Source organism: Rathayibacter sp. AY1F4 (assembly GCF_002931775.1).
Lineage (GTDB): Bacteria > Actinomycetota > Actinomycetes > Actinomycetales > Microbacteriaceae > Rathayibacter.
Genome location: NZ_PSVE01000011.1, coordinates 104,553 through 116,818, shown reverse-complemented (window position 1 = coordinate 116,818; position 12,266 = coordinate 104,553). Strand labels below are relative to the sequence as shown.

Sequence of the window (12,266 nt, the reverse complement as noted above, 5' to 3'; positions counted from 1 at the left end):
GGTGGAGCGGGGTGCGGGCGGCTGGGGCGGATCGCTGGGACGCGGTTCACTCGTTCGCCTCGGGGGTGCGACCGTCTGCGGTGAATCGCTCGGACGGGATCGGCGGTTCGGCTCGGGGGCGAGGCGACCGCGGATCGTCCTGCGGTCTCGGGCCGAGAGCGGGTGCGGTGGGCGGGTTCCGAGGCGCGCAGGAGGGGCGGCGGCTGGGAAGGTGCGGCGAGCGGACGAGGGGTACCGCGGCGCGCGTACGATGGGGCGCGTGCCAGCAGTGAATCTGGGTCTTCCCAAGGTCCCCATGACCCTCGCCCCCCGCCGCAAGTCCCGCCAGATCAAGGTGGGCAAGGTGCTCGTGGGCGGTGACGCGCAGGTCAGCGTCCAGTCGATGTGCACCACACCGACGACGAACATCAACGCGACCCTCCAGCAGATCGCCGAGCTCACCGCGTCCGGCTGCGACATCGTCCGCGTCGCGGTGCCGAGCCGCGACGACGCGGAGGCGCTGCCGATCATCGCCAAGAAGAGCCAGATCCCGGTCATCGCCGACATCCACTTCCAGCCGAACTACGTCTACGCCGCGATCGACGCCGGCTGCGCCGCGGTCCGCGTGAACCCGGGCAACATCCGCAAGTTCGACGACCAGGTCGGCAAGATCGCCGCCGCCGCGAAGGCCGCCGGCGTCTCGATCCGCATCGGCGTGAACGCCGGCTCGCTCGAGCCGAGCATCCTGCAGAAGTACGGCAAGCCCACCCCCGAGGCCCTCGTCGAGAGCGCCGTCTGGGAGGCCAGCCTCTTCGAGGAGCACGACTTCCACGACTTCAAGATCTCGGTCAAGCACAACGACCCCGTCGTCATGGTGAAGGCCTACCGCCAGCTCGCCGAGCGCGGCGACTGGCCCCTCCACCTCGGCGTCACCGAGGCCGGCCCCGAGTTCCAGGGGACGATCAAGTCCGCCACCGCCTTCGGCATCCTCCTCGGCGAGGGTATCGGCGACACCATCCGCGTGTCCCTCTCGGCCCCGCCCGCGCAGGAGGTCAAGGTCGGCCTGCAGATCCTCCAGTCGCTGAACCTCCGCGAGCGCAAGCTCGAGATCGTCTCCTGCCCCAGCTGCGGCCGCGCGCAGGTCGACGTCTACACGCTCGCCAACGACGTCACCGCCGGCCTCGAGGGCATGAGCGTCCCGCTGCGCGTCGCCGTCATGGGCTGCGTCGTCAACGGACCCGGCGAGGCCCGCGAGGCCGACCTGGGCGTCGCCTCCGGCAACGGCAAGGGCCAGATCTTCGTCAAGGGCGAGGTCATCAAGACCGTCCCCGAGGCCGAGATCGTCCAGACCCTCATCGAGGAGGCCAACCGCCTGGCCGCCGAGATGCCGGCCGACGACACCTCGACCGGAGCCCCGGTCGTCACCGTCGGCGCGAACTGACGGCGCGGGGCGGATCGACGTGGTCCGCCCCGCACTGCGCCTCGCGCTCGTGGTCGTCGCCGCCGCGCTCCTCGCCTCCGGTGTCGCCGCGCTCCGCAGCGGCCCGTCCTCCGAGGCCGGCGAGTGCATCGACAGCCGCAGCCCGCAGGACCCCTTCGGCTGCGACCGCTGGGTGCTGACCGCGGCCGAAGGGGAGACCCCGTACACGGCCTGGGTCGAGGACGCCCGCGTCCGCCTCCGCTCCGAGAGCGTCGGGGGTGCGCCGACCCTGGTCGTCGGCACCGGCTGCCTCGTGGTCAGCGCCGCCTACCGGATCGACGACGGCGTGCTGATCCCCGGCGACGAGGTGACCGGCTCCGACACCTGCTCCGACACGCCGAGCCCCGAGGCCATCCGGCTCCGGGCGCTCCTCTCCGGCCCGATGACGATCGGCGGCACCCCCGACGACGTGCTGCTGGACGGCACGGGCGGAGCGGTCATCTTCTCGCGGATCCCCGACTGAGGCTCCCGGCGCCCTCGCGAGCCGGGGGAGCGCAGCGGATAGGATCGTCCCTCGTGGTCACCCGTCTCTCGCATCTGTTCGTCCGCACGCTCCGGGAGGATCCCGCCGACGCCGAGGTCGCGGGCCACCGCCTCCTCGTCCGCGCGGGCTACATCCGCCGTCAGGCGCCCGGCGTCTTCGCCTGGCTGCCGCTGGGCCTGCGCGTCAAGCGCCGCATCGAGCGGATCATCCACGAGGAGATGGAGGCGGCCGGCGCCCAGGAGGTGCACTTCCCCGCGCTCCTTCCCCGCGAGCCCTACGAGCTCTCGGGCCGCTGGACCGAGTACGGCGACGGCGTGTTCCGCCTGAAGGACCGCAAGGACGCCGACTACATGCTGGCTCCCACGCACGAGGAGTTCTTCACGCTGCTCGTGAAGGACCTCTACTCCTCCTACAAGGACCTTCCCCTGTCGATCTACCAGATCCAGGACAAGTACCGGGACGAGGCGCGGCCCCGCGCGGGTCTCCTGCGCGGCCGCGAGTTCACGATGAAGGACGCGTACTCCTTCGACTACACCGACGCCGGCCTCGACGCGAGCTACCAGCGCCAGCGCGACGCCTACGAGCGGATCTTCGCCCGCCTGGGCCTGGAGTACGTGATCGTGCAGGCCGACGCCGGAGCGATGGGCGGCTCCCGGAGCGAGGAGTTCCTGCACCCCACCCCCGTCGGCGAGGACACCTTCGTCCGGTCGGCGGGAGGGTACGCGGCGAACGTCGAGGCGTACCGCACGCCCGTCCCCGCGGCGCTGCCCGTCGAGGGCCTGCCCGAGGCGCGCGTCTTCGACTCGCCCGACACCCCGACCATCCAGACCCTGGTCGACCTGGCGAACGCCACGCAGCCCCGCCCCGACGGCCGCGCCTGGACCGCCGCCGACACCCTGAAGAACGTCGTCCTCGCGCTCACCGCGCTCGACGGCACCCGCGACCTCGTGATCGTCGGCCTGCCCGGCGACCGCGACGTCGACCTCAAGCGCGCCGAGGTGGCCTTCGCCCCGGCCGAGGTCGAGGCCGCCACGGCGGAGGACTTCGCGAAGCACCCCGGACTGGTCAAGGGCTACATCGGACCCTGGTCGGCCGAGGGAGCCGTCCTGGGCGAGGAGTCGGCGACCGGCGTCCGCTACCTGCTCGACCCGCGCGTGGTCGACGGCACCGCCTGGATCACCGGGGCCAATGTCTCCGGGCAGCACGTCCTCGACCTGGTCGCCGGCCGCGACTTCCACGGCGACGCCACCGTCGAGGTCGCGGACGTCCGCACCGGCGACGAGGCGCCCGACGGCTCGGGCCCGATCGAGACCGCCCGCGGCATGGAGATCGGCCACGTCTTCCAGCTCGGCCGCAAGTACGCCGACGTCCTCGGGCTGAAGGTGCTCGACGAGAACGGGAAGCTCGTCACCGTCACGATGGGCTCCTACGGCATCGGCGTGACCCGCATCCTCGCCATCATCGCCGAGGCCACCCACGACGACCGAGGACTGCTCTGGCCCGCGAACGTCGCGCCGTTCGACGTGCACGTCATCGCGACCGGCAAGGACGCGGCGGCTCTCGAGCTCGCCGAGTCGGTCGGCGCCTCCCTCGAGGCCGCCGGCCGCGACGTGCTGATCGACGACCGCCCGAAGGTCTCGCCCGGCGTCAAGTTCGGCGACGCCGAGCTGATCGGGGTGCCCGTGATCGTCATCGCGGGCCGAGGAGCGGCCGACGGGATCGTCGAGCTGTGGGACCGCCGGTCCGGCGAGCGCGAGCAGCTCCCGGTCGCCGAGGCGCTCGCCCGGCTGGGCGCCTAGACCCGACACGCCGAGGGCCCCGCCACCGCTTCCCGTGGCAGGCGGGGCCCTCCGTGCGTCGGCAGGATCCGCGGGTGGAACCCCGGGCCGCGTCGGGTACCCTTGAGGGCTGATCCGGGTGAGAGCCCGGCAGGCGAACGACCGCGGTCACCACCGCGGCATCCAAGTGAATAGAGAGAAAGGCCCGCCCGTGGACATCGACCTGAGCGTTCTGCGACTCATGGAGCGCGAGCGCGAGATCCCCTTCGAGGAACTCGTGCAGATCATCGAGCAGGCGATCCTGACCGCCTACCTCAAGCACATCGGCCAGGCCGACGACGCCGACAAGGCCACCGCCGTCGACGCGCGCGTGCACCTCGACCGCAAGACCGGTCACGTCTCGGTCTTCGTGCCCGAGCTCGACGAGGAGGGCGCCGTCGTGGGCGAGGCCGAGGACTCCCCGCGCGACTTCGGCCGCATCGCCGCCTTCGCCGCGAAGCAGGTCATCAACCAGCGCCTGCGCGACATCGCCGACGAGCACGTGCTCGGCGAGTTCAAGGGCCGCGAGGGCGACATCGTCGCCGGCGTCATCCAGCAGGGCCCCAACCCGCGGATGATCCACGTCGACCTCGGCTCCATCGAGGCGATCCTCTCGCCCGAGGAGCAGGTGCCCGGCGAGGACTACAGCCACGGACGCCGCATCCGCGTCTACGTCACGAGCGTCGGCCGCGGACCCAAGGGCCCGTCGGTCCAGGTGTCCCGCACCCACCCGTCGCTGGTGCGCAAGCTGTTCGCCCTCGAGGTCCCCGAGATCGCGTCCGGCGTGGTGGAGATCGTCTCCCTCGCCCGCGAGGCGGGCCACCGCACCAAGATCGCGGTGCGCGCGACCGAGCCCGGCGTGAACGCCAAGGGCGCCTGCATCGGCGAGCTCGGCCAGCGCGTGCGCGCGGTGACCGCCGAGCTCAACAACGAGAAGATCGACATCGTCGACTACTCCTCCGACCTGCCGACCTTCGTCGCCAGCGCGCTCTCGCCCGCCAAGGTGACCAGCGCGTTCGTGATCGACCAGAGCCTCAAGGCCGTCCGGGCGCTCGTCCCCGACTACCAGCTCTCGCTCGCCATCGGCAAGGAGGGCCAGAACGCCCGCCTCGCCGCCAAGCTGACCGGCGCGAAGATCGACATCCAGCCCGATTCGGTGATGGACGGGGAGTGATCCCCGAGCATCGGCCGTGCGGGGGAGCGGTCCCGGAGGGGAGGGAGTAGAGTGGAAGCCGTCAGAACGTGCGTCGGCTGCCGTCTGCGCGCCCCCCGGGCCTCTCTTCTGAGGCTGGTCCTCCACTCGAACGTCCTCGCGGTAGACCCGCGTGCCGTCCGTCCTGGTCGGGGAGCGTGGCTCCACGACACAGCCGACTGCTACGAGCTCGCGGTCAAGCGCCGCGCGTTCGGAAGAGCGTTCCGGACACGCGAGAGCGTGGACGCGAGCGAGCTGGAGCAGTACATCGCACGATCCGACCGGCTCGGCCCCTCGACCGGAGGGGCCGGAGCAGCGCACGATCACACCATAGAGAACAGGCAGAACGGCCCGTGAACTGATCATGAGCGAAGACTGATGAGCGGCTCGAAATGAGACCCGTCCGTTCGTGACGCCTGCCCCCGTCTTGGGTGCAGGCCCAAGACAGGAGAGAAGTGGCAAAACCACGCGTACACGAGATCGCATCTGAACTGGGTGTCGATAGCAAGGTCGCACTTGCGAAGTTGAAGGAGCTCGGCGAGTTCGTCAAGGGCCCGTCCTCGAGCATCGAACCCCCGGTGGCGCGCAAGCTCCGCCAGGCCCTCCAGGGCCAGGGCGGTTCCTCCGCGGGAGCGTCGGCGACCCCGGCAGCCCCCGCCGCCGGCGCTCGTCCCGGGGCCCCGCGCCCCTCCGGCGCGCGTCCGTCCGCGCCCACGCCCGGACCGGCCAAGCCGCCCGCTCCGGCGCCGGCACCGCCGATGTCGGTCGCCGAGCGCCAGGCCCAGGCTCAGGCCGCCCAGGAGGCCGCCGCCGCTCAGCGCGCTCAGGCAGCCAAGGACGCGCCCGCCGAGGCCGCCGCGGCTCCGGCTCCGACCGAGGCCCCCGCGGCTCCGGCCGCCGCCGAGAAGCCGACGTCCGGCGCGACCCCCGGCGGACCCAAGCCCGTCACCCCGCGTCCGGCTCCGGCCGCGAACACCCCGCGCCCCGGCGGCGCCTCGGGCGGCGCCAACCGCCCCGGCGGCACCCCGCGCCCGGGCAACAACCCGTTCGCCAGCAACCAGGGCATGGGACAGCGTCCCGCCGCCCCGCGCCCCGGCAACAACCCCTTCGCCAGCTCGCAGGGCATGGGATCGCGTCCGACCCCGGGCAACATCCCCCGCCCCGCTGCTCCGCGCCCCGGCGCGCCCCGACCCGGCGGACCCGGCATGGGCCAGCGCCCCGCCGGCTTCGGCCAGCGTCCCGGCGGACCCGGCGGCGGAGCAGGACGTCCCGGCGGTGCCGGTCGTCCGGCCGGCGGCGGCTTCCAGCGCCCCGGCGGCGCTCCCGGTGCCGGTGGCGGGTTCGCCCCGCGTCCCGGTGGCGGCGGCGGTCGCGGTCGCGGCCCCGGCGGTGGAACCGCAGGAGCCTTCGGTCGCGGTGGCGGCAAGAGCAAGGCCCGGAAGTCCAAGCGCACGAAGCGTCAGGAGTTCGAGCTCAGGGAGGCCCCGTCGCTCGGCGGCGTCAGCGTCCCCCGCGGCGACGGCAGGACGGTCATCCGTCTGCGCCGCGGCGCGTCGATCTCGGACTTCGCCGACAAGATCGAGGCCATGACCGGCGTGCCGGTGCCCCCCGGCAACCTGGTCACCGTCCTCTTCGCCCTCGGCGAGATGGCGACGGCGACCGAGTCGCTCGACGAGGCCACCTTCGAGGTGCTCGGCTCCGAGCTCGGCTTCAAGATCCAGGTCGTCTCGCCCGAGGACGAGGACAAGGAGCTCCTCGAGGGCTTCGGTCTCGACCTCGAGCAGGAGCTCGACGACGAGACGGACGAGGACCTCGAGATCCGTCCCCCCGTCGTCACCGTCATGGGTCACGTCGACCACGGAAAGACGCGCCTGCTCGACGCGATCCGCAACGCCAACGTCGTCGCCGGCGAGGCGGGCGGCATCACGCAGCACATCGGTGCGTACCAGGTCGTCGCGGAGCACGAGGGCATCGAGCGCCCGATCACCTTCATCGACACCCCGGGTCACGAGGCGTTCACCGCCATGCGAGCCCGCGGTGCCCAGGTCACGGACATCGCGATCCTCGTGGTCGCGGCGGACGACGGCATCATGCCGCAGACCATCGAGGCGCTGAACCACGCCCAGGCGGCCAACGTGCCGATCGTGGTCGCGGTGAACAAGGTGGACAAGCCCGACGCCAACCCGGCCAAGGTGCGCCAGCAGCTCACCGAGTTCGGGCTCGTCGCCGAGGAGTACGGCGGAGACGTCATGTTCGTCGACGTGTCGGCTCGAGCGGGCACCGGCATCCAGGACCTCCTGGACGCCGTGCTGCTCACTGCGGACGCCGGTCTCGACCTGCGCGCCAACCCCAACAAGGAGGCGCGCGGAGTCGCGATCGAGGCGAAGCTCGACAAGGGACGCGGTGCGGTCGCGACCGTGCTCATCCAGTCGGGAACGCTGCGCGTCGGAGACGCGATCGTCGCCGGAACGGCCTACGGCCGCGTCCGTGCGATGGCGGACGAGAACGGCAACGCCGTCCTCGAAGCCGTGCCGTCGCGTCCGGTGCAGGTGCAGGGACTCTCGTCCGTGCCCCGCGCCGGCGACACCTTCCTCGTCACCGAGGAGGACCGCACGGCCCGTCAGATCGCCGAGAAGCGCGAAGCTGCTCAGCGCAACGCACTGCTGGCCAAGGCCCGCAAGCGCATCTCGCTCGAGGACTTCACCCGTGCTCTCGAGGAGGGCAAGGTCGAGTCGCTCAACCTCATCATCAAGGGCGACGTGTCCGGTGCCGTCGAGGCGCTGGAGGAGTCGCTCGTCAAGATCGAGGTCGACGACTCGGTGCAGCTGCGCATCATCCACCGCGGTGTCGGTGCGATCACGGAGTCGGACGTCAACCTCGCGACGATCGACAACGCGATCATCGTGGGCTTCAACGTCCGCCCCGACCCGAAGGCCCGCGAGCGCGCTGCTCGAGAAGGAGTGGACATCCGCTTCTACTCGGTCATCTACAACGCGATCGAAGAGGTCGAGAACTCGCTCACGGGCATGCTCAAGCCCGAGTTCGAGGAGGTCCAGTCCGGTGTCGCCGAGATCCGCGAGGTGTTCCGCTCCTCCAAGTTCGGCAACATCGCGGGTGTCATCGTCCGCTCCGGCACGATCACCCGCAACTCGAAGGCGCGCGTCATCCGTGACGGCGTCGTGGTCGGGGACAACCTGGCCATCGAGTCGCTGCGTCGCTTCAAGGACGACGTCACGGAGGTCCGTACGGACTACGAGGCCGGTATCGGTCTCGGAAAGTACAACGACATCCAGATCGGCGACGAGATCGAGACGATCGAGATGAAGGAGAAGCCGCGAGGCTGATCCGCTCCACTGGAAGGCCCGGGTCCGCCCGGGCCTTCCGGCGTCTCACGGCGCTGTTCGTGCGGGATCGGGAGGGGACTCTCGTCCTCTCGCGCACTGCGGGAGGAACCGGGGGGCCGCCCTCCTCCCGGAGGTGCGGACCCTCCAGCGGCCGATTCCGCACCTCCGGGCGCAGGATCGAAGAGCAAGCGCTCCCGTCTCGGTGGGTGCGCCCGCTGAGCGAGCAGCTCGCGAGCAGCGAGCCTGCGGGCGACGTCCGGCTCCCGATCCAGCACCTGAGCCTTCCCGCCCCCCGGTCCCCGAGGATCAGGAAGCCGCGAGGAGGCACCCCACCCGCGCCGTCGCAGACGCGCGGTCGAGGGGCATCACGCCCCAGAAGCAAGGCCCCCTCGGACGCGACCGGTCGTCCGGGCGGAGAGTGGTTGAATGGCGAGCTGAACGGTTCGCCGAGAGAGATGTGAGGACCAGCCATGGCAGATCCGGCCCGGGCGAGGAAGCTCGCCGAACGTATCCAGGTGATCGTCGCGAAGCGGCTCGAGCGCGGTCTCCGCGACCCGCGCCTCGGCTTCGTCACCATCACCGATGTCCAGGTGACCGGCGACCTGCAGCACGCCTCGGTGTTCTACACGGTCTACGGCACCGATGAGGAGCGCGCCGATTCGGCCGCGGCCCTCAAGGCCGCCACCGGAATGCTCCGCACCGAGGTGGGCAGGAACATCACGTCCCGGCTCACGCCGTCGCTCGAGTTCATCCTCGACGCGGTGCCCGAGAACGCGAAGCACATCGAGGATCTGCTCGCCGCCGCGCGCAGCCAGGACTCGCAGGTGCAGTCGCTCGCCGCTCAGGCGGACTACGCCGGCGAGGCCGACCCCTATGTGAAGCCCCGCGAGGACGACGAGGACTAGGCGCCGAGCCTGAACACCGCGGAGCCCGTGGCGACGTCGACCGATTCCAGGACGACGACGACACGGGCTCCCGGCGTGAGCGGGGCCGGGACGTCGACGGTGATCTCCGGGTCGAGCAGCTGGACCGAGGAGCGGGTGCGCGCCGAGGAGACGACGATCCCGTGGAAGGAGGCTCCTTCGCGGCCGCGGAGGACGGCGGCCTCGACGATCGCGGTCGCCGCACGGGAGGCGGCTCCGGCCCGGCGGTCGCTCGCGGCGAGGAGCGGCGGGAGCAGGGGCAGCGCCTGGCGCAGCTGCGACGGGATCGTTCCGCCGCGGGAGACCGCGAGGCAGACGGCGAGGCCGAACCGGTCGACCAGGCGCCGCAGCGGCGCGGTGACGTGCGCGTACGGCGCGGCGAGAGCCGCCTGCGCGGGATGCTCCGGCGGGGCGCCGTCGAAGGCGGTGTAGCCGGCGCCGCGGAACAGGCTCGCCGCGGCGTACATGATGGCGAGCTGGGCGGGGTCGGCGGTGTCGAGGCGGCGCAGGTAGGCGCCGTAGGCCTCCTCCTCGGGCCACGGGACGCCGAGCGCCGCGGCTCGGGAGCGGAAGGCCGCGACGGTGGCGGGGTCGGCCTCGGGCATGGTCCGGAGGATGCCCACCCCCGCGTCGAGCATCATCGTCGCCGCGGCCATCCCGGTCAGCAGCGAGACCTGGGCGTTCCAGCCCTCGACGGCCAGGGGAGCGCGGCGCTCGACCCGGTAGCCGCCGTCGGCGGCGACGATCTCCTCCTCGGGCAGCGTCAGGCTCGCTCCTCCGCGCTCGGCCTCGCGCGCCAGGCGCTCGCGTCCGAACCAGGGGAGGAGGGCGAGGGAGGGGTGCGGATCGCCCGCGTCGACGCTGCGCTGCACGCCCTCGTAGTCGAGCCGGGCCACGCTGCGCACGAGCGCCCGCTCGAGGTGCACCGAGCGCGGCTCCGCCCGCTCGTCGAGGGTCAGCGTCCAGACCAGCGCTCGGCGCGTCTCGTCCGGCAGGAGCGACGCGGCCCCCTCGGAGAGGACCGCGGGGTGCAGCGGGACGCGGCCGTCCGGGAGGTAGTAGGTCTGGCCGCGGCGGCGCGTCTCGGCGTCGAGCGCTCCGCCGGTGCGGACGACCGCGGGCACGTCCGCGATGGCGTAGCGGAGGACGACGCCCTCCGACGTGCGCTCCAGGTGGAGGGCCTGGTCCAGGTCGAGCGAGCCGGGCGGGTCGATCGTCACGAAGGGGAGGTCCGTCCGGTCGACGCGGTCCTCGTCGTCCGCTCCGGCGTCCGCGTGCTCGGCCTCGGCCAGCGCGGCCGGCGGGAACGGGCCGGGCAGGTCGTTCTCGACGCGGACCGCGGCGAGGGCGCGCTGGACGTCCTGGGCGAGGTCGACGTCGAGGGCGCGCTCGACAGCGGCGTCGGGGCGGGGGAGGCGGAGGCGGCGACCGGTCACGGCGCCGACCCTACCCGCCTCCTCCGACGCGGACGGCGGTCGACGGGCCCTCAGGAGCCGGGGAGGAGGTAGCCGTCCTCCGGGCCGCCCGTCGCCAGGCCGTCGGCGAGGAGCCCGGCCAGGGCGCGACCGCGCTGGTCGGGGTCCGGCCAGAGAGACTCCACCTCGGCCGCGGTGACCGGGCCGTGCGCGGCGCGCAGCTCGGCGAGGATGAGGCCGCGGACCTGGCGGTCCGAGCCCTCGAACCGCTTCTGCTTCGCCTTCACGGGCCCGGTGTGCTCGGGGTACCCCTCCGCCCGCCAGCGGCAGAGGTCGCGGATCGGGCACTCGTCGCAGCGCGGAGCGCGAGCGGTGCAGACGATCGCCCCCAGCTCCATCGCGCCCGCGTTGAACGCCGCCGCCTCGGAGAGCGACTCGGGCAGCAGCGCCGACATCGCAGCGAGGTCGGCCCTCGCGCGGGGCGGACCGGGCTCCGCCGCTCCGTCGACCGCGCGCGCGAGGACCCGGCGGACGTTGGTGTCGACCACGGGGTGCCGCCTCCCGTAGGCGAACACGGCGACGGCGCGGGCGGTGTAGTCGCCGATGCCGGGCAGCGCGAGGAGGGTCTCGACGTCGTCGGGGACCACGTCGCCGTGCTCCTCGGCTATCGCCACCGCGCAGGCGTGCAGGCGCAGGGCCCGCCGCGGGTAGCCCAGGGACTGCCAGGCGCGCACCGCCTCGCCGGGCGGGACGGCGGCGAGTGCGGAGGGTGTCGGCCAGCGCTCCAGCCATTCCGCCAGACGCGGGACGACGCGGACCACCGGGGTCTGCTGCAGCATGAACTCGCTGACGAGCGTGCCCCAGGCGGGGAAGTTCTCGCGGCGCCACGGCAGGTCGCGGGCGCTCGTGCGGAACCAGGCGGTGATCGCGTCGGCGAGAGCGTCGGAGGGCATCAGCCCACACTAGGCGGCGGCGCGTATCGTGGGCGGATGACCAGGTGGGCTCCGCAGAAGGCCGATGTGCTCGACGCTCTCGCGGCGGAGGTGCTGCACAACTACGGGCGCGGACGGGTCAAGGTCGGGCTCGACGGCGACGACCCCGCGGTGAGCGCGGCGTTCGCGCTCGACCTCGCGGAGGCGCTCCGTCGGGCCGGCAAGGACACGATCGTCGCGCACCTCGCCGACTTCCGACGTCCCCGCGCCGATCGGGACGACCCCGCCGTGCCCGAGGAGCAGCGCTCCTACGCGGCCGGGTACGACTACGAGCTCCTGCGCCGCGTGCTGCTCGATCCGTTCACCCTCGGCGGCAGCACCGGGTTCGTGCTCGCGGGGTTCGACGCGGTGCGCGACGAGGCGCGGCAGGCGCGCTGGCGGACCGCCGGCCGCGACGCGGTGCTGCTCGTCGACGGCGAGTTCGCCCTCCGGCCGGAGCTGCGGGGCGCGTGGAGCACCAGCATCCGCCTCGACACGCAGGAGCCGCCGGTGGACGCGGCGTACCGCGCCACGACGGACCCGCGCCGGCTGGCGGGGATCCTCGTCGACAACCGCGATCCGGAGCAGCCCCGGCGCCTCTTCGCCGACTCCTGCTGAGCCCCGGGACGGAGGCCGCCGCCGCGGGCGGCATCCGTCCGAC

The 12,266-nt window shown here is 72.8% G+C and carries 10 protein-coding genes; 8 read left to right on the top strand and 2 right to left on the bottom strand.

Annotated features, from left to right (window positions below; genetic code table 11):
• Positions 1 to 259: 259 nt before the first annotated feature.
• The 7 genes from ispG to rbfA all read left to right on the top strand — a co-directional run bounded on the left by ispG (position 260) and on the right by rbfA (position 9,201).
• Positions 260 to 1,420, top strand: coding sequence for a flavodoxin-dependent (E)-4-hydroxy-3-methylbut-2-enyl-diphosphate synthase (ispG, locus tag C5C59_RS09020; RefSeq protein WP_173244694.1), 1,161 nt, complete (start codon positions 260 to 262; stop codon positions 1,418 to 1,420).
• Positions 1,421 to 1,439: 19 nt separating this feature from the next.
• The gene (locus C5C59_RS09015) at positions 1,440 to 1,922 is read left to right on the top strand and encodes a hypothetical protein (RefSeq protein ID WP_104239494.1); all 483 of its coding nucleotides are present in this window, start codon (positions 1,440 to 1,442) and stop codon (positions 1,920 to 1,922) included.
• Positions 1,923 to 1,975: 53 nt separating this feature from the next.
• Positions 1,976 to 3,742, top strand: coding sequence for a proline--tRNA ligase (locus tag C5C59_RS09010; protein ID WP_104239493.1), 1,767 nt, complete (start codon positions 1,976 to 1,978; stop codon positions 3,740 to 3,742).
• Positions 3,743 to 3,932: 190 nt separating this feature from the next.
• A complete protein-coding gene (gene nusA / locus C5C59_RS09005) occupies positions 3,933 to 4,934 on the top strand; it encodes a transcription termination factor NusA (protein WP_104225180.1) in 1,002 nt (333 codons plus the stop codon).
• A 51-nt stretch (positions 4,935 to 4,985) separates the two neighbouring features.
• Positions 4,986 to 5,309, top strand: coding sequence for a YlxR family protein (locus C5C59_RS09000; protein WP_104225593.1), 324 nt, complete (start codon positions 4,986 to 4,988; stop codon positions 5,307 to 5,309).
• A 98-nt stretch (positions 5,310 to 5,407) separates the two neighbouring features.
• On the top strand, positions 5,408 to 8,296 hold the full coding sequence (infB, locus tag C5C59_RS08995) for a translation initiation factor IF-2 (protein WP_104239492.1): 2,889 nt from the start codon (positions 5,408 to 5,410) through the stop codon (positions 8,294 to 8,296).
• 470 nt (positions 8,297 to 8,766) lie between these two features.
• Positions 8,767 to 9,201 carry a 30S ribosome-binding factor RbfA gene (gene rbfA / locus C5C59_RS08990; protein WP_104223052.1) on the top strand — a complete coding sequence of 145 codons (435 nt, stop codon included), beginning with the start codon at positions 8,767 to 8,769 and terminating at the stop codon, positions 9,199 to 9,201.
• Here the strand turns inward: rbfA and C5C59_RS08985 are convergent.
• Complete coding sequence (locus C5C59_RS08985; RefSeq protein ID WP_104239491.1) at positions 9,198 to 10,655, bottom strand: ribonuclease catalytic domain-containing protein; 1,458 nt, start codon at positions 10,653 to 10,655, stop codon at positions 9,198 to 9,200. The two genes, rbfA and C5C59_RS08985, sit on opposite strands and share 4 nt — an antisense overlap.
• Before the next feature lie 50 nt (positions 10,656 to 10,705).
• Positions 10,706 to 11,587, bottom strand: coding sequence for an A/G-specific adenine glycosylase (locus tag C5C59_RS08980; RefSeq protein ID WP_104239490.1), 882 nt, complete (start codon positions 11,585 to 11,587; stop codon positions 10,706 to 10,708).
• Positions 11,588 to 11,623: 36 nt separating this feature from the next.
• On the opposite strand from C5C59_RS08980, the gene C5C59_RS08975 reads away from it, so the two are divergent.
• A complete protein-coding gene (locus tag C5C59_RS08975) occupies positions 11,624 to 12,223 on the top strand; it encodes a hypothetical protein (RefSeq protein WP_146082893.1) in 600 nt (199 codons plus the stop codon).
• Positions 12,224 to 12,266: the final 43 nt, after the last annotated feature.